20 protein-coding genes and 1 tRNA gene are annotated in these 17,804 nt (G+C 61.1%); 6 read left to right on the top strand and 15 right to left on the bottom strand.

All coding sequences use genetic code 11. The features are described from left to right. Positions 1–66: 66 nt before the first annotated feature. The gene (locus HKK80_RS09165; RefSeq protein ID WP_411799293.1) at positions 67–318 is read right to left on the bottom strand and encodes a putative toxin-antitoxin system toxin component, PIN family; all 252 of its coding nucleotides are present in this window, start codon (positions 316–318) and stop codon (positions 67–69) included. Beyond that, positions 300–677: a hypothetical protein gene (locus HKK80_RS09160; RefSeq protein ID WP_411799292.1), complete on the bottom strand. Its 378-nt coding sequence runs from the start codon at positions 675–677 to the stop codon at positions 300–302. The genes HKK80_RS09165 and HKK80_RS09160 overlap by 19 nt, the downstream gene beginning before the upstream one ends. A 139-nt stretch (positions 678–816) precedes the next feature. Between HKK80_RS09160 and lpdA the strand changes: the two genes are divergently transcribed. The 4 genes from lpdA to HKK80_RS09140 all read left to right on the top strand — a co-directional run bounded on the left by lpdA (position 817) and on the right by HKK80_RS09140 (position 5,231). After that, positions 817–2,250 carry a dihydrolipoyl dehydrogenase gene (gene lpdA, locus HKK80_RS09155; protein WP_411799291.1) on the top strand — a complete coding sequence of 478 codons (1,434 nt, stop codon included), beginning with the start codon at positions 817–819 and terminating at the stop codon, positions 2,248–2,250. A 142-nt stretch (positions 2,251–2,392) separates the two neighbouring features. Next, on the top strand, positions 2,393–2,641 hold the full coding sequence (locus tag HKK80_RS09150; protein WP_411799290.1) for a DUF4367 domain-containing protein: 249 nt from the start codon (positions 2,393–2,395) through the stop codon (positions 2,639–2,641). Between the two features lie 518 nt (positions 2,642–3,159). Next, complete coding sequence (locus HKK80_RS09145; protein WP_411799289.1) at positions 3,160–3,834, top strand: TIGR00266 family protein; 675 nt, start codon at positions 3,160–3,162, stop codon at positions 3,832–3,834. Positions 3,835–3,956: 122 nt separating this feature from the next. Next, on the top strand, positions 3,957–5,231 hold the full coding sequence (locus HKK80_RS09140) for a DUF6498-containing protein (protein ID WP_411799288.1): 1,275 nt from the start codon (positions 3,957–3,959) through the stop codon (positions 5,229–5,231). 175 nt (positions 5,232–5,406) lie between these two features. Here the strand turns inward: HKK80_RS09140 and HKK80_RS09135 are convergent, their stop codons facing one another. The 3 genes from HKK80_RS09135 to HKK80_RS09125 form a co-directional block, all read right to left on the bottom strand. Then, the gene (locus HKK80_RS09135) at positions 5,407–5,916 is read right to left on the bottom strand and encodes a hypothetical protein (protein WP_411799287.1); all 510 of its coding nucleotides are present in this window, start codon (positions 5,914–5,916) and stop codon (positions 5,407–5,409) included. Between the two features lie 79 nt (positions 5,917–5,995). After that, the gene (locus HKK80_RS09130; RefSeq protein WP_411799286.1) at positions 5,996–6,544 is read right to left on the bottom strand and encodes a helix-turn-helix domain-containing protein; all 549 of its coding nucleotides are present in this window, start codon (positions 6,542–6,544) and stop codon (positions 5,996–5,998) included. A gap of 506 nt (positions 6,545–7,050) precedes the next feature. After that, positions 7,051–7,236, bottom strand: coding sequence for a hypothetical protein (locus HKK80_RS09125; RefSeq protein WP_411799285.1), 186 nt, complete (start codon positions 7,234–7,236; stop codon positions 7,051–7,053). A gap of 521 nt (positions 7,237–7,757) precedes the next feature. Here HKK80_RS09125 and HKK80_RS09120 point away from each other — a divergent pair. After that, positions 7,758–7,976 (top strand): TrmB family transcriptional regulator, encoded by a 219-nt coding sequence (locus tag HKK80_RS09120; protein WP_411799284.1) that lies wholly within the window; start codon positions 7,758–7,760, stop codon positions 7,974–7,976. 222 nt (positions 7,977–8,198) lie between these two features. On the opposite strand, the gene HKK80_RS09115 is transcribed toward HKK80_RS09120, so the two are convergent. The 4 genes from HKK80_RS09115 to HKK80_RS09100 form a co-directional block, all read right to left on the bottom strand. Next, positions 8,199–8,272 (bottom strand) — tRNA-Pro (locus HKK80_RS09115). A gap of 45 nt (positions 8,273–8,317) precedes the next feature. After that, the gene (locus tag HKK80_RS09110; RefSeq protein WP_411799283.1) at positions 8,318–9,553 is read right to left on the bottom strand and encodes an MBL fold metallo-hydrolase; all 1,236 of its coding nucleotides are present in this window, start codon (positions 9,551–9,553) and stop codon (positions 8,318–8,320) included. A gap of 39 nt (positions 9,554–9,592) precedes the next feature. Then, on the bottom strand, positions 9,593–9,886 hold the full coding sequence (locus tag HKK80_RS09105) for a hypothetical protein (RefSeq protein ID WP_411799282.1): 294 nt from the start codon (positions 9,884–9,886) through the stop codon (positions 9,593–9,595). A 65-nt stretch (positions 9,887–9,951) separates the two neighbouring features. Continuing rightward, positions 9,952–11,280 carry a dihydroorotase gene (locus HKK80_RS09100; protein ID WP_411799281.1) on the bottom strand — a complete coding sequence of 443 codons (1,329 nt, stop codon included), beginning with the start codon at positions 11,278–11,280 and terminating at the stop codon, positions 9,952–9,954. 236 nt (positions 11,281–11,516) lie between these two features. Between HKK80_RS09100 and HKK80_RS09095 the strand changes: the two genes are divergently transcribed. Beyond that, positions 11,517–13,739, top strand: coding sequence for a CDC48 family AAA ATPase (locus tag HKK80_RS09095; RefSeq protein ID WP_411799280.1), 2,223 nt, complete (start codon positions 11,517–11,519; stop codon positions 13,737–13,739). Positions 13,740–13,829: 90 nt separating this feature from the next. Here HKK80_RS09095 and HKK80_RS09090 read toward each other — a convergent pair whose 3' ends face one another. The 6 genes from HKK80_RS09090 to HKK80_RS09065 all read right to left on the bottom strand — a co-directional run bounded on the left by HKK80_RS09090 (position 13,830) and on the right by HKK80_RS09065 (position 17,681). Beyond that, positions 13,830–14,273 carry a hypothetical protein gene (locus HKK80_RS09090; RefSeq protein WP_411799279.1) on the bottom strand — a complete coding sequence of 148 codons (444 nt, stop codon included), beginning with the start codon at positions 14,271–14,273 and terminating at the stop codon, positions 13,830–13,832. A gap of 2 nt (positions 14,274–14,275) precedes the next feature. After that, positions 14,276–15,022, bottom strand: coding sequence for a hypothetical protein (locus HKK80_RS09085; RefSeq protein ID WP_411799278.1), 747 nt, complete (start codon positions 15,020–15,022; stop codon positions 14,276–14,278). Positions 15,023–15,110: 88 nt separating this feature from the next. Continuing rightward, positions 15,111–15,734, bottom strand: a complete 624-nt coding sequence (locus HKK80_RS09080; RefSeq protein WP_411799277.1) for a DUF420 domain-containing protein — start codon at positions 15,732–15,734, stop codon at positions 15,111–15,113. Positions 15,735–15,796: 62 nt separating this feature from the next. After that, a complete protein-coding gene (locus HKK80_RS09075; protein ID WP_411799276.1) occupies positions 15,797–16,255 on the bottom strand; it encodes a hypothetical protein in 459 nt (152 codons plus the stop codon). Continuing rightward, positions 16,252–16,545 carry a DUF6516 family protein gene (locus HKK80_RS09070; protein ID WP_411799275.1) on the bottom strand — a complete coding sequence of 98 codons (294 nt, stop codon included), beginning with the start codon at positions 16,543–16,545 and terminating at the stop codon, positions 16,252–16,254. The genes HKK80_RS09075 and HKK80_RS09070 overlap by 4 nt, the downstream gene beginning before the upstream one ends. 80 nt (positions 16,546–16,625) lie before the next feature. Next, positions 16,626–17,681: an NAD(P)-dependent glycerol-1-phosphate dehydrogenase gene (locus tag HKK80_RS09065; protein WP_411799274.1), complete on the bottom strand. Its 1,056-nt coding sequence runs from the start codon at positions 17,679–17,681 to the stop codon at positions 16,626–16,628. Positions 17,682–17,804 lie beyond the last annotated feature (123 nt).

Below are 17,804 nucleotides of genomic sequence, written 5' to 3'. Positions count from 1 at the left end.
CTCAAGCGCAACCTCTTCAAGCCGACCCATTACCAAATCTACTACGTCTATCGGTAAATATCTTGATTAAACACTATGAGTGGGATCGACAACTGTTGCCTCTTCACGAATCAGTGCGGGATACTGCTCTCGTTCGGTCTCGGTAAACGGGAGGCGGTCGTAGCCGAGGACACGCTCGAATTCCTCGATAGCTGCCTCGGCCGTGACCATCTCGACATCACCGACGAAGGCCAACACGAGACAGTCCCACGGTTTGCCCCCGAAGCCAACCGCTGAAACGAGAACGTTCGTATCGAAAACTACTCGGAGCGAGCCCATTCGATTGCCTCGTCGACCACGTCCTTGTCGATCTCTTCGTCCTCGAATCGCTCCTGTGTCTCACTGGCCAACCGAATGAACCGGGCCGTCGACTCCATGTCCTGTAACTGGCTCACGAGCGTCGCCGTCTCGTGGATGTCGTCGATCTCTTCGGCTACGTCCTCGATGCGTGCTGCCTGCTCGGCAAGTTCGTCGATGTCGCTGAGTTGCTGTCGGAGTTTTTCGCTCGCTCGGAGGTGTTCGATGAGATTTACGAGCGCGTCGGAATACGTGTCACCCTCACCGGACAGCCCAGTCGTCTCATCGACGACGGTGATTCGATTTCCGCGTTCGATTTTCCGAATTTGTTTTGTGCTCATAGGTAGGGCTGAATCGTGGCTCCGCCGAACGAGACTCACCGTACCGTAGCGGTTCGACTGATAACAGTTTTACTGTGCTGGGCGTTGGCTGGGGTGGCCCAACACACTACTAAGCGTGTTCAGACCAATAGTATGGAACATGCCAACAACCACTGACCTCGCTGTCATCGGTGCCGGTCCGGGCGGTTACACCGCAGCCATCCGCGGCGCCCAGAAGGGCCTCGATGTCGTCCTCGTCGAACGCGAAACCGTCGGCGGCGTCTGTCTCAACCACGGCTGCATCCCCGCGAAGGCGTTGATCCACGCCGCCGGCTTCCAGAAGGATATCAACCACTGGAACGCCCTCGGCATCGAAACCGGCCCCGTCGATGTCGATTTCGACGCCATCCAAGACTGGAAGGACAGCGTAGTCGATACACTTGATCAGCAAGTACTCGATAGCCTCGATCACCACGGTGTCGAGTTGATCGAAGGTACCGCTCGCTTCGCCGACTCGAATACCCTCCACGTCGTTAGTGGCGACAGCAGCGGCAGCGACAACACCGCCGACAGCGACACCGACGCCCGAATCATCGACTTCGAGAGGGCGATCATCGCCACCGGCTCCCAACCGATCGAGATCCCCGGGCTCGAATACGAGCAGGACGGCGTCATCTCCTCCCGAGAGATCCTGCAGGTCGACGAAGTCCCCGACGAGATCGTCGTCGTTGGCGGCGGCTATATCGGGATGGAAGCGGTCACCAAGTTCTCGAAGTTCGGCGCGCGCGTGAAGATCGTCGAAGCTCTCGACCGCGTGCTCAGCCAGTTCGAACCGGAGATCGTCGACTCGATCCAGGAGACCAGCGAGATGTACAGCGACGATATCTACACCTCGACGCTGGCCCAGGGTGTCGAGTACGACGACGGAACGCCCGTCCTCGTTGCCGAACAGGATGGCGAGGAAATTCAGCTCTCGGGCGACTACATTGTCGTCGCCGCGGGCCGGGAGCCGAACTCGGCGTACGATCGGCTTGGGCTCGATACCACCGATGTCGCGCTCACCGACGACGGCTTCATCGCGGTCGACGAGCAGTTGCAGACAGCCGACGACAGCATCCTTGCTGTCGGTGACGCTGCCGGCCCGCCGTATCTGGCACACGTCGCCGCCCACGAGGGGAAGGTCGCCGCCGCGGTCGCCGCCGGCGAGGAGCGAACCGCCGACACCGAGTATATGCCGACGGTGATGTACACCGACCCCGAGGTCGCCACTGTCGGGCTTTCGGAGGCCGAGGCGACCGAACGGTACGACGATGTGTTGGTCGGCCGCGTGCCGATGGCAACCTCCGGTCGCGCGCTGACGACGGACAAAACGTCGGGCTATCTCACGGTGATCGCCGACAGTGACGAGCAACTGCTGGGCGTGCGGATCGTCGGCGCACGTGCCTCGGATACGGTCGCCGAGGCGACGTTGGCTCTCGAACTGGACGCCTCCCTCGACGATATCACCACCACGATGCACGCTCATCCGACGTTCCCAGAAACCCTCGTCGAGGCCGCCGAAGCCGCACAGGGTGAGGCGATCCACGCCTCCTGAGTCGCCCGAAGCTGCGGGACGCCGATCGCCGAACAGCAGGTGGTGCCGAGGCCACCAGACCGCCATCGGCTACCACTCAGGCCTTATCTCACCGCGAGTGCGTCGTTGGGTTGTTGAATGTACTCAAAGCTGACGTGATCTGGTGTGTAATTGTGGTCAAACCTACGCGGGGGAGGTCAACTTTGCGAGACTGTTTCGATATCAGACCGACTACGAGTTAGCGGGTGAATCGGTGGACTTGAACGGCACAGAGGCTTATCTCCAAGAGTATGATGATTCAACGACCGTCCTGTGGGAACAAGACGATCGTCGCCACACACTTGGTGGGAATGCCGATCGTGAGAAAATCATTACTGCAGCAACTACATTAGCCACGGACAATAATAGCTAATTTATCCATTCGGGTACCCAATGACATGAATTGGAAGAAGCGGGCGGATCTGTGTGTTGCTATCGGGATGCTCCCCATCGGACTTTGGATGGCACTCACAAGTCGCTCAATCTCTGCAATTGGCTGTCTCCTACTTAGTTTGACTGCCGTCTTGCGGCTTCGCTCACCGCGAGTACGGCGGTGGACAACCGAGCACCAGTGGCAATTTCTGGTGGTGCTGCTGCCGGTATTCCTCATGACCGTGCTGGGAGCGATGCCAACCTGACACACCGACTCGGCTGCGTGGTACTGTTTCTATGGCTGAAACAGGTGTGCAGCGTATAAGGCCATTCGCTGCAATCAGTCATGCACACATGTCGATCAGCAAGAAGCAGATCGTAGGCATACTCGCTGTGGCACTCACCGTCGTGTATAGTATTCGCCGCTGGCGTAGTGGCTCACCCAATACGGACGATCTTGAGTTCGATACTGAACAGCCGTCTCCGACTGCGGACTAATCGTCACCCAAACAGCCACCAATGGACTACGAATTCTCACACCGGCCGTCGTACACGCACTTGACCGTCTCGCTGCAACAAGGTGAATCGATCATCGCTGAACCCGGTGCGATGGTCGGCCATTCGACGACTGTTGCTGTCGAGACTGAAACGAGCCGTGACGGGTTGCTCAGCTCAGCCAAATCGATGCTGGGCGGCGAATCGCTGTTCACGAACACGTTCGTTGCCGAAGGTGGCTCAGGACAGGTTAGCCTTGCACCACCGACACCGGGAGATATGATGGCTCACAAGCTCAGTAATGAGACGTTGTATTCGACTGATGGGGCGTTTGTCGCCGGAACAGACGGGATCGATATCGATTCGGAGGTCGGCGGACTCAAATCGGTGTTAAGCGGCGCTGGGATCACACCACTCGCGTTGAAGGGCAGCGGCACAGTCTTTATCGACGCCTACGGCGGCCTTGAGAAGTTAGAGTTGGCCGCAGGCGAGTCGTACGTTCTGGATAACGAGCACCTCATCGCGTGGGATGACACGATCGAGTACACCACCCGACGGGTTGGCGATCTGAAATCAACGCTGTTGAGTGGTGAAGGCCTTGTCTTTGAGTTTACTGGCCCCGGGACTGCGTGGTATCAGACCCGTGATATGGACTCTCTGGTGGAGGTCATCGCTCCGCGACTGCCGAATCAAGGCTGAAGCGGTGAGCTTTGAATAGTTAGTGGAACGCCTGAAGCCGACCAGTACGACCAGCAGTGATCCGGCTACCGTTGTTAAGCAAGGGTAAAATACTGTTCAGCAAGTACCACGGGTGAAATATAATGCGTTTCAGCCAGTTCTCTTTCAGACTCTCAGAACACCGACGAGAGTTGTTTGCGGTCATCGTAACGAATGCGATACCGTTGGTTGGTGTTGGGGTACTCGGTTGGCATATCAGCGCGCTTGTCGTCCTCTATTGGATTGAACTCGCGGTACTCTTCCTGTTTGCAATCCTTCGTGCGCTTTTCGCTGGGCGTCGCTCTGAACTTGACACGGCAGGGTTGATAATCGGTATCCTCTCAAACCGTCGGGCCTCCCTCTCGATCCCACGTACAGATATCGTCATCCGCCTGTCCTCGATTCCGGTGGTACTCATCGCTATCCCGGTGTTAACGGCCGTCTGGTTCGCTGTTGGAATGGTTACGATTGGCGTTGTTGGGGCTGACAGGCTCGGTGATGCCACATATGAACTGATCGTGCTTGCCTCGTTCGGCATGGTGCTCAAGGAGACCGCTCAGTTGGTTGGTGGCTATCTGTCTCAGGGAGCGTACACTGAGCATTCGGCTCAAACAGCGATTCGTGGGCCGTTCGTCCGTGGTGGCTTGCTCTTTGTTGGTGGGCTGGTCATTGTCATGATGGCCGCATTGGGGAGCAATTCAATCGCCACCGATACCCCAATCTCGGAACTCGATCCGACATTGGTCGGTACACCAGTGCTAATCGGAATTGTTCTCATAAAGTTCGGATTTGATCTCGCCGGCGTCTTTCGTGAGCAACTCACCGAGTTCGATGAATCGACTGCCATGACGTTTGGCTGGGCATACGAGCCGCCGACTGTCGAGTCGGTCAATACGACTCTCACCGGTGAAGTCACATGCATTCGGCCTGACTGGCGTGGCCGGCTGGTCGGCGGTGGCATGAATCTTTCACGGCATGGAGGAGTGTTGAAACTCACCGCTAGCATCTGGCTTGTGGCGCTGCTGTTCGCAACCGGGCAACTGTGGACTGTCGTCGCCGTCATCGCTGCCGTTGGTGTGATACTCCCACTGTTGTTGGTTTCCGTTGATTACTGGCTACGGTTTGGGGCTGTCGAGTACCGTACCGATGGTACTGCAATCGTCGCCTATGACCGCCTCTTCGATCATGCTCTCTGGCGGATTGAACCATGGGATGAGACAGATCTCACGGTCGAACGCGATCGACTGGACGACTCACTTGATACCTACACGATTGTGATGACGCTCCTCGATGATTCGACTGTCCGCCTTCCGCACGTGGCTGATCCAGAACCACTATTGGGAGTCTTTGATCGCCGGGCAGATGGTGTCCAGGTTTGAACGTCACCCCTCAGCTCAGCGGCTATCTGCCTGCCATGAGGTATCGATATCGACACTGCTTGTGCTGCTGATCCGACATGATCGAATCAGGAGATGATTCTTTCCAATCGATGCGCGTTCTGCTCAGCAGTTGGGGCACTCGATTTAGGTTGCAGCTGCGTTGCCGAACCCGCGATTACGTGCTGTTACAGGAATCAGAGTCACTGTCAACTCCGCAGACAAGTGCCCGCTGTACAGTTTCTGCATCTGACCGGCGTTCGAAGGAGAGCCGAACCTTGCCGTCCCAGTCATTCCTCGCAATTTGATCCGCAAGCGATGAGGAAATATCAAACTGAGTGATCTCTTGGTCACCCTGTCGCACTGCCATCTTGAACTGATCGGGGGTCTCGGCGACACCAGCCGATTGGAACGTCGGGCTGATTTGGGACGCAGCTTCCTCGGAGACGATGAGTGGAAGACCGACTCCCTCTCCGGTTTCGGATTCGCGCACCTCACCAACCGATGCCACCGAGGTCTGATCGAAGAGTCTTCGTTGTGTATCCGATCCGACTAACCGAACGGTTAAGGTTGATTCGGGTGTCGTCGTCTCGTTTTCGGTCGCCAACGCATCCAGCGAGCAGCCCGAGAGCAGTGGGAGTGTTACTGCTGTTCCGACCGTGAGCAGCTTGCGTCTTGTGAAAGACATAGAAGACCGTTGGGAGGGGCGTACTGAGGAACCTGCGCAATCTCAGTCGCTATTTTAGTCTGTGTTCCAGACGAGAACGTCACTTGAGGTCGTAGACAAGGATCTGTGGGTGACTGGTCGCCGTGTAGACCGACATCTCTCGACCTCGGGCTGAATATTCGGTATCGATCTCCTCAATCGCGTTAGCCTCACGAAGCTTCTCGATATGATAATGGATGTTCTGGAGTGATGTATCGGCCCCGTCAGCGAGTTCCGACGCCGTCTGTGGCTCCTCAAGCAACTGGCTCAACACGTTTCTCGCTGTCGACGAACCGAGAGCATCAAACAGCGCGTCGGCCTGTTCGTCGCCGACGCCGATGACCTCCTGCTCTGTTCGTTGTGGGACTTCACGGTCGGTGGCGAATGGGAATATCGAAGCCAGTGATAGCCCCTGTGAGAGATAATACTGTCCTGGGGAGGCTGTTTGCGACAGCTCGGGCGCATCGGTCGTTCCGATCGATGACGGCTGTGGCTGCTCGGCATGCAACACCGCGGCTGCCGGGGTCGCTGCCAGGAGGACGATGGCAACAAGAACGAACAGTCCGAACAGACAACGATTCGTTCGGGGAGGGGAACCTGACCTGTTCATTGGGGAGTCAACGATTTCTATCAAGATTATAAATGTTTTCCGACAGCAACAGCGCGGAATTGCTGTGTCAGTAACAGAATCTATATTTACACATCCACTTGGAGGCGGTGTGCCCTCCAACTACTCACGCCGTGGTGCGCTCAGCACAGTGGGTGCTGGAGTACTGACTGGACTGGCGGGCTGTTCTGGAATTCTCCAACCGTCTGATTTCGACGGAACATTCAGAGAGATGCCGATTCTCCCCCCCGTTCGATGGTTGTAATACCGCTCCATGATGTACGCCCAAACCCGGCATCAGATCTATGAGCTACCCCCGACAATCTCTTCTCACCAGCGGAACCATGCCGGATAACCCTTCCACATCCCTCTCCCGCCGAGCACTGCTCTCGGCTAGTGGCTGTGTCGTCGCGTCGGTCAGTGGCTGTTCTGCTGTCTCCTCGAACACGCCGATGTTGCGTATCCACATCTACAACCAAACGGATGATCGATACCGGCTCACAATACGATTATACCGTGTTGAGAACGCTCACGACCGAAGCGAGGCGCGGGTATTCCAGGATCGCTTGGAGGTCGAACCCCACGGTGTAACGAAACGGGAGGCCGTTGCTGAGGCCGATCGATACCTCTTCAGATATAATGTCGATCGATTGGTCGAGGGTGATCCGCTTGAGACAGCTCAGGATCACGCTCACATCTATCCCTCGACCGATGGCGAGCCCGATAGCGTGGCGTTTGATATTGTTGAGTCGGGCGTTCTGAAAAAGCGAATCCGCTGACACTCCCGGACACTCAACAGCCCGAGACTTTCTCACCAATCCGTTTGTATACGAGCCATAGCAGAGACACTATGCCATTCTCGTTGAATCGATCGAACTCGGCAGTACCGCCGCTGAGGCGATTCGTAATCGCCACGATATGGAAATCGACGGGTATCGAGACCGCTTCGATACGGCGGAGTTCGTGGACTTCCTCATCAATATACAAGCCGGAACCCTCGCCGTTACGCCATAAGACGCGTTGTATGTGAACTATACGCACGAATACGTCGACAGTCGAAACAGGCGGTCGATACCGGTCGCTCGATCCGTCATGAACGATCACATTGAACCCGAGAGATCGGCTGATAGCCACGAAAACCGGTGTTTTTCTCGATCATACGGGTTCGACGAACGACGTAGGCCACATTTATTATTGTCGAAGCTAAGGGGTAGATATGATCGCAGAAACGGCGTCGCAGATCGCACTTCCGGGCGAACTCGAATCGCCTCGGGCGAAACTCGTGTATCTGTTCCTCTCGATGAACGGCACCGTGACAATCACTGAACTCCAAGATAGTCTCGATATGAAGAAGATCTCCTTGTACAGTGTCCTCAAATGCCTTGAGAAGCAAGACCTCATCTCGAAAGACGGCGACAGCTACGCGCTGGCCTGATCGTCGGCGACACGAGACGAACCCTGCTTGTGCCGTGGTTGTCGTCTACTGCTTGCTCTGTCAGTCTCGTATAACGTTAGCTCTGAGCTCAGCTCATTGCTGACGCTCGGGCTCGCCCAGATTCGAACCTCGGTCGCTTTGCTCACTTCGTTCGCGCCGCTCCCTGCTTCGAATCCGCGCTCGCAGAATATTCAACACGGCTCCCGTTGGTCGCCGGTTGACTGGGCTCGCCCGGATTCGAACCGGGGTCACGGGCACCCAAGGCCCGAAGTATGGCCAAGCTAACCCACGAGCCCGCAGCCTACGATACCGGGGTCGTGGTGTAAAGCGTTTCGTTTAGCTCATTCCACGACGCGCTCGTCGCCGACCTCGGGCGCGCTGGCATCGACGCCGTCCTCGCGTAACTCGGCGGCAAACCCCTCGCAGTCGTCGCCGTGGTTGACGAGTACCCTCGCGTCGTCGTAGGACGCGAGAAACGACCGCAGGCCCGCGTCGTCGGCGTGGGCCGAAAAGTCGAACAGCTCCGTTCGGGCGGCAACCGGTCGAACCCCACCGTTGAGCTCACACCGGCCGGTCTCCAACAGTTCTCGCCCTGGCGTTCCCTCGACCTGATAGCCGGTCAGCGAGATCCGGTTGGTCGGATCGGTGCGGATCTCGGGGATGTATGTCATCGCCGGGCCACCCGAGAGCATCCCACTGGTGGTGACAATGACCGTGTTCTGATCGGCGATCCGCTTCCGTTGGCCGTCACGGCCGGTGACCTTGCGGGCGTGCCGTGCCGCCCGATCGAGGGCGTCCGAGTCGCGGAGGAAGTCAGGGTATTGCCGCAACATCGCCAACACCTCGACGCCCATGCCGTCGACGTAGCAGTCGAGATCGTGGGCCGCACAGACCATGAGGAGCTCCTGTGTACGACCGATAGCGAAGGCTGGCACGACGACCGTCCCGCCCTCCCACAGCGTCGTCCGCGTCGTCTCGGCAAACCGCTCCTCGACGGCCGCGCGTGGTTCGTGGTCGACGTTCGCGTATGTTGACTCACAGAGCACGACATCCGCCGGCGGCCGCGCTGTCGACCCCGACAACAGGCGGGTATCGTCGGTGTGGAAGTCGGCGGTGTACAACAGTCGCGTCTCGCCGTCGTCGACGAGAACGTGCGCGCTGCCAGGGATATGGCCGGCGTTGTAGAAGGTGATCTCGTGACCTGCCGCCTCGAAGGATTCGCGGTAGCCGTGTCGCTGCTCAACCTCGCCGAGCCGGGCGACGTGGGTTTCGGTAAACGGACACCCCATCGTGCCGCCGTGTAATTTCAGCGTATCGCGGGCGAGAATCCGTGTGAGTGCGGCGGTCGGCGGCGTCCAGTGAACCTCGGGTCGGCTGTTGCCTGACAGCAGCGTCGGCACCGCGCCGGCGTGATCGAGGTGGCCGTGGGAGACGACGACGGCCTCTGGCTCAACGTCGCCGACGGGGTACTGCATCGGCGTTGCTGTCTTGACCCCGTAATCAAGCAGCAGGCGGTCGTTGACGAGGATCGCACTCCGGCCGACCTCGCCGGCTCCGCCGAGAAACTGCACGTCCATTAGCGAGTCGTCATCGCTGGCGACGGTTGCATCCGTCGATTACGTGTCGAGTTCCGGATCGTCGGCCCGCGCTTGAACGGTAAACTGCTGGTAGCCGCCGTATGCGAGATCGAGCGCGCCGAGCCACCAGTTCCAGCGGTCGACGAGATCCGCGCCGTCGGGGGCGTCCTCCAGATTGTCGACGATCTCGTCGACGCTGAGCGCGACGCCGCGGTCGGCCTCGGGTTTGCCGACAGCGGCGAGATCGGTCGCTTGGCGGACGACAACACGGCGGTCGGCCGCCGAGCTATCGAAGGCTTCGCGGAGGGCGTCGTCGAGATGGGTCGCGTTCACAGTTGTCCAACGGGCTCAGCGTATATGAGTCCAGTGGCCGGCCGCGGCCGGGGGAACGTGCTCCGTCAGGCGCGGACGTTCTGGCCGTCGACATCGCCGAACTGCTCGTCATCCTCGCCGCGACCATGTCTCTCGCTTGGCGTTCGCTCGTAGACAACCTGCCCGCGAACCAGCGTGAGTTCCGGGAACACGCCGCGTCGACCCTCGAACGGTGTCCAACCGGATTTGCTGTGGATGTCGTCGTCGTGAATTGCTTGGGGGTTGTCGGGATCGACGAGGACGAGATCGGCGTCGTACCCCGGTTCGATCTGGCCCTTCGAATCGAGATCGAAAATGTCGGCCGGGTTGCGAGCGACGAGGTCGACGACGCGCTCGTAGGAGAGTTCGCCCTGGCGAGCCGAGTTCAACAGCAGCGGGAGCATCGTTTCAACGCCCGGCACGCCGCTGGGGGCATCCCACAGTCCCGTTTCCTTCTCCTCGCGCGTGTGTGGCGCGTGGTCGGTCGCAACGATGTCGACGGTGCCGTCGGCGACGCGCTCGAAGACGGCCTGGCGGCGATCCTCACCCCGGAGCGGCGGGTTCATCCGACCGTAGGTGCCGAGCTCGTCGAGATCATCCCGGGAGAGATAGAGATGGTGCGGGCAGACCTCACAGGTCGCATCGCCGTCGACGGCGGTGTCGATCCCCTCCGGCGTCGACGTGTGGGCGATGTGGATGTCCGCGCCCGTTTCTTGGCCGACCTCCGTCGCATACTCGATGGCGACCGCCTCGGCCGCGGCCGTCCGGTAGGTGCTCCACAGATCAGCGTTAGCTGCATGTCCCACGCCGCTGGCGTCAGCGTTGCGAGCGTCGTCATCGAACAGGGTTTCATCCTCGGCGTGGACGGTGATCGTCACCTCCTCGTCGGCGGCGCGCTCGACAGCCGCCTCGAAGTCGTCGGGGGCGACACCCATGTCGCCGGTCGAATCCGCGAGGAAGACCTCGCCGAGCGCACAGATCGGCCGCTCGAACAGCGAGTCGGGCTCCCAATCGCCGCTGACGCCGCCGTTGATCCCATACTCGATACAGGCCGCCCTGGCCGCGTCTGCTTTTGCGTCGAAGGCCTCGCCCGTTGTCGTTGGCGGCGTGGTGTTTGGCATATCGATGACGGTGGTGACGCCGCCGGCGGCCGCGCTTCGGCTTCCGGTTTCCCACGTCTCCTTGTGAGGATCGCCCGGCTCACGAAAGTGGACGTGGGCGTCGATCGCCCCCGGCAGAAGCAGCCGTTTCTCAGCGTCGATCACCCGCTCGTCGGCGTGGGGATCAAGCGTCGACTTGATCGCGGCGATCTGTTCGCCATCGATCCGGAGATCGACCGTGCGGCCGCCGACCAGTTCTGCGTTGGTGAGGAGCATACCCTGGGCTGCGATGGGCAGGCTCCTAAGTGTCGTGGATGGGGCCGGCGCAATACGGCCGCAGTCGGTAAGGATTTCTGTGCGGAGCCACTCGTGTGGTATACTGTGACACGACACGACGGAACCAACGGCACCGATCGGCCGCCGACGGCGAGCCATCGGGGCCGACGACCCCCGGTAGCAACACACTTATCCGCCGACCAACCCCACCGTATGATAACTCCTGAGGAACATTCATGAACGAAGTGCAACTTGAAGTGGCGAAGGCGTACCCGAACGATTCGGGTCGCGGGATCGCCCGTCTCGACCCTGATACACTGCTGCATCTCAAGCTCTCGCCGGGCGATATCATCGAGATCGAAGGCGCGGAGACAACGGCCGCAAAGGTCTGGCGCGCTGACCGTCAGGACTGGAACACCGATACCGTCCGCATCGACGGCTTCACGCGCCAGAACGCCGATGTCGGCATCGGCGAGCGCGTCTCGATCCGGAAGGCCGAGGCCGAAAAGGCCGAAAAACTCGTCCTCGCGCCGCCCGAAGAGGCCAGCGTCCAGTTCGGCAGCGACGCCGCGGGCATGGTCAAACGGCAGATCTTGAAGCGGCCGGTCGTCGAACGCGACATCGTCCCCGTGATGTCTTCGACCAACCATCCCTTCATGCGCTCGCCGGGGCAGGCGATCCCGCTGATCGCTGTCGAAACCGAGCCGGAGGGCGTCTGTCTCATCACCGAAGACACGGACGTTGAGCTTCGTGAGGAGCCGATTTCCGGCTTCGAGAAGACCGGCGGCGGCATTACCTACGAGGATATCGGCGGCCTCGAAAACGAGATCCAGCGCGTCCGCGAGATGGTTGAGCTGCCGATGAAACACCCCCAGATCTTCCAAAAGCTCGGCATCGAGCCGCCACAGGGGGTGTTGCTGCACGGCCCACCAGGCACCGGCAAGACGCTGTTGGCGAAGGCTGTCGCCAACGAAACGTCGGCGAGTTTCTTCTCGATCGCCGGCCCCGAGATCATCTCGAAATACTACGGCGAATCGGAACAGCAGCTCAGGGAGATCTTCGAGGACGCCAAAGACGAGTCACCGTCGATCATCTTCATCGACGAGCTCGACTCGATCGCGCCGAAACGCGAGGACGTGACCGGCGAGGTCGAACGCCGCGTCGTCGCCCAACTGTTGACGATGATGGACGGGCTGGAAGCCCGCGGGCAGGTCGTCGTCATCGCCGCAACCAATCGTGTCGACAGCGTCGATCCCGCCCTCCGGCGGCCCGGACGCTTTGACCGAGAGATCGAAATCGGTGTCCCCGATGAGGTTGGTCGCAAGGAGATCATGCAGATCCACACCCGCGGGATGCCGCTGTCGGACGATGTGTCGCTGGGCCACCTCGCCGGCGAAACCCATGGCTTCGTCGGCGCGGACATCGAGAGCCTGACCAAGGAGGCGGCGATGAAGGCCCTCCGGCGGTACTTGCCCGAAATTGATCTCGACGAGGAGGATATCCCGCCGAGTCTGATCGATCGGATGATCGTCAAACGCGAGGACTTCCGCGGGGCGCTCAACGAGGTCGAACCCAGTGCGATGCGGGAGGTGCTCGTCGAGTTACCCAAGATCACCTGGGACGATGTGGGTGGGCTTGAATCGCCACAGCAACAGGTCAAGGAGGCCGTCGAGTGGCCGCTGACAACTCCCGAAAAGTTCGATCGCATGGGTGTCGAGGCACCGAAAGGCGTCCTGTTGTACGGTCCGCCCGGCACCGGGAAGACGCTGATGGCGAAGGCTGTTGCCAGCGAGACCAACGCCAACTTCATTTCGGTGCGTGGGCCACAGCTGCTCTCGAAGTGGGTCGGCGAGTCGGAGAAGGCGATCCGCCAAACATTCCGGAAGGCCCGACAGGTCAACCCGACGATCATCTTCTTCGATGAGCTTGACAGCCTCGCGCCCGCCCGCGGGCAGGATATGGGCAACAACGTCTCCGAGCGCGTTGTCAACCAACTCCTCACGGAGCTCGACGGGCTCGAAGAGATGGGCGATGTGATGGTCATCGGCGCGACCAACCGGCCGGATATGATCGACCCCGCCCTGTTGCGCTCGGGGCGGTTCGACCGCCTCGTGAAGATCGGCCAGCCCGACGAGGAGGGCCGCGAGCAGATCCTCAAGATCCACACCGACGACACGCCGCTCGCGCCCGACGTGAGCCTCCGGGAGATCGCCGAGATCACCGATGGCTACGTCGGCTCGGATCTGGAGTCGATCGCCCGCGAGAGCGCGATCGAAGCCCTGCGGGATGATGACGACGCAACCGAAGTCGAGATGCAACACTTCCGGCAGGCTCTTGAGTCGGTGCGCCCGACGGTCACCGAGGATATCCGGAACTACTACGAGGAGATCGAAGAGCAGTTCCGCGGCGGCGGCGACCAACTCGGCGACCGCCGGGGTGGCCGCGTCGGCTTCCAGTAAGCGGCCTCGCGGTGCGGCGGCTATTTTTCGGTGTTACGTCGATAAACAGCGGAGACGATCAGCAACCCAGAATTCGTGGCCGGTGATCCCTTAGGCTAGCAGCGCGTCGAGCACCGGCTGGTAGAGGAACGGCAGACCGTAGTAGGCGGCATACACCAACACGAGCAGCGAGACCGCGATACCGGCTTTCGGTCGTTCGAACTCCAGATCGTTGCGGGCCTCGACCTCCCGGGATTCGAACTCGAAGAAATCGGTGATAAACAGCCCGATGAGCGGGAGCATGAGGATCATCCCGCTGGTTGGTCGGTGGATCGTAAACAGCAGCCCGAGGATGACCAGCCCGGTGGTCGTAAACACGTGTGGTGTGTACCGATCCAGCCCCTCCTCGCCGTCTTCGACCTGCTGTTTGTGTTTCCGGTGGCTCAGCAGGCGGGTGATGATGTTTCCGACCGCAAGGGTGAGGATGGCGATCGGGAGCAGCGGCCCGACGGTTTCGATCCACCCGAGGGGAACGAGAAACTGTAATGCGTGCATATCTAGTCGTGTGGCGACGACTCATTAGAGTTTTTCCAATTGCGCCCGCCCTCCGCAAGTCGACGACGATCGACAACAGTGACCGCTCCGGCGACCGACACAGCGACTGTGAGCCCGCCACCACCACTGGTGACACGGCTCCCGTCGGCGAAGACGCTCACGTCGTCGTCGCGTTCGACCCGCAGTGTCAGCGGCGGGCGGACGACCCACTGGTCGGCGGTCATCGCAAACGGGGCGATCGGGACGACAGCGAGCCCGGTGTCGGGGGCGAGCCGCGGGCCACCGGCTGCCCGGCTGTAGCTGGCGGTGCCCACCGGCGTGGCGACGACGACGCCATCGGCGCGAAACGCTGTCAGCGTCGCATCGTCGGCCACCACCCGGTACTCGGAGATTCGGGCCGGATCGGTCGTCACGATCGCACAGTCCCGGACGGCACGCGCGGCTGTGTCACCAACCTGTACTGACAGCACCCGGCGGCTGATCGTCGGCACTGTCGTCGCCGCGTGCGTCGCCAGACGGCTGAGCAGGGTTGAGCGATCAGCCGCCGTCTCGTCGTCGGTTGCTGCAAGCCGGAGCAGCGGCCGATCGTCGTCGCCGTCGACTGCCGCCCGGAGCGCGGCATCGTCAACCGCGAGCAACACCTCGGCGGCCGCCCGGTCGACGAGGCTGAGCCCGTCGATCGCGGCGATGGTCTCGGTGAGCTGGGCGGCTACGTCGCCGTCCGGCTGCTGGGCGACGGCGACCTTCATCCGAATCGCTCCCAGGCCGCAGGCTTCATGCTCGGAGGCTGCGGCCCCACTACTAAAAGTCCCGCGTCGGCGTTGTTGCGGCAACTCATCAGGCCGGGACGAACTCGTAGGTGTAGGCGTGATTGAGCAGGAGATAGGTGATGACGCCCAACGCCAGCGAGAGGATCCATGTGCCGGCGGCGACGCGGCCAACCGTCCGGTGTGGCGTCTGGGTGCGGAGTTCCTCGGGCGTATGTGTCAGCCCGAGGACGACGGCATACAACACCAGCGGCATCGCCAGAATCGACAGCAGGATGTGGATTGCGAGCATGAGCAGGTAGGCCGGATACACCCACTCCCACAGCGGCACCCAGCCGTAGCTCGATTCGAGCACGAACTCCTTGGTGCCGCCGCCGGCGACCTTCGGGAGGTACATACTCAAGAACAGCAGGATGAGCACGAATGCGGTGAGCATCGCGTGGGCGTGTTTGCTCACCTCGTCGTTACGGATCCAGTACCAGCCGGCGATCAGCGACGTGACCGCGAGCGTGTTGACGACGGCGATCGCGTGCGCAAGCAGGTTGACCTGTTCGAGGTTCAGTTCCGGAAAGAGAGCCTGCACGGAGGGTACCGCGAACACGCCGACGACGGCCGCGTAGCCGACCACGGCCAGCAGAATCGTCGTTGCCCGTGGATGCTCACGAACCCGTCCACCGACCATCGGAGTCTCCATACCTGCGGTTGGGGCGTGTTGCTAATGCGGGTTTCGACTCGGTGCGAACTACGACACAGCAGCTACGCCGGAGCGGGCTCCTCATCGGAGGCATCGCCGACGAGTTCCACGTCGAGATGGATTCGCTCGTACGGAACGTAGGGTCGCTTCGACTGTCCTTCCTCGACGATGAACAGCAGGCCGTAATCAGCAAGTAGCGTCACGTCGTCGTGGACGGGGCGGTAATCGCGGTCAAGCGTCTCACTGAGGGCGGTAATGCTTGCGGCCGCGCCGTCGGTCTCGACGAGCGTCCGCAGGAGTTCGATCCGGCGGTCGGTCAAGATCGTCCGCAGATCGGCGACCGACGCGAAGGAGACGACCGCCGGCACCGACTCGCCGTCGGCGACCGCTGCCGCCGTGTCGAGCGTCCCAGCGCGGGCTTCATCGCCCGTCTCGACAGTTACCCGCAGCTCATTCGGGTGCGGGCGGTCACGTGGGTCGCTGTACGATTCCGGCCAGCCGTCGTCGGGGGTGTCAGTCATGGTGTGTCCTCGCTGGGAGCGAGTTCACCGACCTCGTTGAGGAACCGCGTGAGATGGAGCACGAGGCCGTGGAACTCGATTTCGGTGTCGTCGTCGAATCGGATGTGTCGGTGATGAGTTCCGAGGGTGTCGTCATCGTGGGCGTTGTCGTACCGCAGGATTTCGCCGTCGTCGGGGTGATAGTACTGGAAGCGATAGAACCACCCGCTCGCGTACGACTCGTCGCGGATCGCAAACATCTCGATCCGGCCGCCTGGAACGGCGCGGTTCAGTTCGAGCGGGTGGGCCATCGCACAGTGCGTCCGTACTATGTTCTATGACCTCATAGCTCATAAAGATACGGCAGGAGTTCGACAGCGCGGCGACGGCCCTACTCGCGGTCGATCACGCCGGTCACGGTCGCCGTCTCGACGGCCGCATCCAGGTCGACGCCGTTGCCGAGGATCGTGTACCGATCTCGGATTTTGTGAGCCGTCGTTAACGCCTCTAAGACCTCGTCGTCGCTGACGCCGAGTTCGTCAGCCGTGGTCGGCGCGTCGATGCTGTCGAGGGCCTGGCGGATCGCCCGCCAGCGACCCGCGTCGCCGCTATGCAAGTACTCGGTCAGAATCGAGCCGACGCCGACCTGGTGGCCGTGCAGAGCCTTGTTCGGCGCGATGCGGTCGAGCTGGTGGGAAAACAGGTGTTCCGCACCCGAAGCGGGCCGGGAGGAGCCCGCAATCGACATGGCGACGCCGGAGGAGACGAGGGCTTTGACCACGATCCACGCCGATTCTTCGAGGTTCGGGCGGATCGAGTCGGCGTTGTCCACCAACATCTCGGCGGTCATCTCCGAGAGCGCGCCCGCGTACTCGGAGTACTCGACGTTTTTGAGGCGTTTGGCGAGCCGCCAGTCCTGGACAGCGGTGTAGTTCGAGATGATATCCGCACAGCCGGCGGTGGTTAGTTCCCACGGCGCGCGGGCGATGATCTCGGTGTCGGCGACGACGGCCAGCGGCGGGTCGGCAGCGATCGAGTGCCGGCTGTCACCCTCCGGCACCGACGAGCGACCGGAGACAATGCCGTCGTGGCTGGCGGCGGTCGGCACCGAGACGAACCCCCGGTCGATCTCGTCGGCGGCCATCTTGGCGATATCGATGGGTTTGCCGCCGCCGAGGGCGATCAGGTAGCCGGCGTCGATATCGCGGGCGATCTCGGTGACGCGCTCGATGGAGTCGAAGCTGGCGGACTCGACGGTAACCGTCGTCGGGTCGTCGAGTTGGGCGCGCAGGCGGTCGCCCGCGAGTTCGTTCGGCGTCGGGCTGGTGACGACCAGCGGGTCGCCGTGGAGGTGGAGTTCGGCGACGGCCTGGCCAAGCTCCTCGATGACGCCGTGGCCGACGACCACGTTGCGGGGGAGCTTGATCCACGTCGATTTGTCGAACATACTCGCCCCATCGGCGGCCGTCCATGAAACCGTTTGGTGTCGGCGACGCTGGCGAATACGTCGGCCGAGATCGGAGACGACCCGGATGCACCAAAGCTTATCAAGACACGTATCCCACGATTG

The organism is Halonotius sp. F2-221B (assembly GCF_046719765.1).
Lineage (GTDB): Archaea > Halobacteriota > Halobacteria > Halobacteriales > Haloferacaceae > Halonotius.
The sequence above is the reverse complement of the archived record's forward strand: the minus strand, read 5'-3'. Positions and strand labels throughout refer to the sequence as shown.

Excerpts from the sequence above, each read along its gene's own strand:
- HKK80_RS09165 (WP_411799293.1), bottom strand. The coding sequence starts at position 318 with ATGGGCTCGCTCCGAGTAGTTTTCGATACGAACGTTCTCGTTTCAGCG.
- HKK80_RS09160 (WP_411799292.1), bottom strand. The coding sequence starts at position 677 with ATGAGCACAAAACAAATTCGGAAAATCGAACGCGGAAATCGAATCACC.
- lpdA (WP_411799291.1), top strand. The coding sequence starts at position 817 with ATGCCAACAACCACTGACCTCGCTGTCATCGGTGCCGGTCCGGGCGGT.
- HKK80_RS09145 (WP_411799289.1), top strand. The coding sequence starts at position 3,160 with ATGGACTACGAATTCTCACACCGGCCGTCGTACACGCACTTGACCGTC.
- HKK80_RS09140 (WP_411799288.1), top strand. The coding sequence starts at position 3,957 with ATGCGTTTCAGCCAGTTCTCTTTCAGACTCTCAGAACACCGACGAGAG.
- HKK80_RS09135 (WP_411799287.1), bottom strand. The coding sequence starts at position 5,916 with ATGTCTTTCACAAGACGCAAGCTGCTCACGGTCGGAACAGCAGTAACA.
- HKK80_RS09130 (WP_411799286.1), bottom strand. The coding sequence starts at position 6,544 with ATGAACAGGTCAGGTTCCCCTCCCCGAACGAATCGTTGTCTGTTCGGA.
- HKK80_RS09120 (WP_411799284.1), top strand. The coding sequence starts at position 7,758 with ATGATCGCAGAAACGGCGTCGCAGATCGCACTTCCGGGCGAACTCGAA.
- HKK80_RS09110 (WP_411799283.1), bottom strand. The coding sequence starts at position 9,553 with ATGGACGTGCAGTTTCTCGGCGGAGCCGGCGAGGTCGGCCGGAGTGCG.
- HKK80_RS09100 (WP_411799281.1), bottom strand. The coding sequence starts at position 11,280 with ATGCTCCTCACCAACGCAGAACTGGTCGGCGGCCGCACGGTCGATCTC.
- HKK80_RS09095 (WP_411799280.1), top strand. The coding sequence starts at position 11,517 with ATGAACGAAGTGCAACTTGAAGTGGCGAAGGCGTACCCGAACGATTCG.
- HKK80_RS09090 (WP_411799279.1), bottom strand. The coding sequence starts at position 14,273 with ATGCACGCATTACAGTTTCTCGTTCCCCTCGGGTGGATCGAAACCGTC.
- HKK80_RS09085 (WP_411799278.1), bottom strand. The coding sequence starts at position 15,022 with ATGAAGGTCGCCGTCGCCCAGCAGCCGGACGGCGACGTAGCCGCCCAG.
- HKK80_RS09080 (WP_411799277.1), bottom strand. The coding sequence starts at position 15,734 with ATGGAGACTCCGATGGTCGGTGGACGGGTTCGTGAGCATCCACGGGCA.
- HKK80_RS09075 (WP_411799276.1), bottom strand. The coding sequence starts at position 16,255 with ATGACTGACACCCCCGACGACGGCTGGCCGGAATCGTACAGCGACCCA.
- HKK80_RS09070 (WP_411799275.1), bottom strand. The coding sequence starts at position 16,545 with ATGGCCCACCCGCTCGAACTGAACCGCGCCGTTCCAGGCGGCCGGATC.
- HKK80_RS09065 (WP_411799274.1), bottom strand. The coding sequence starts at position 17,681 with ATGTTCGACAAATCGACGTGGATCAAGCTCCCCCGCAACGTGGTCGTC.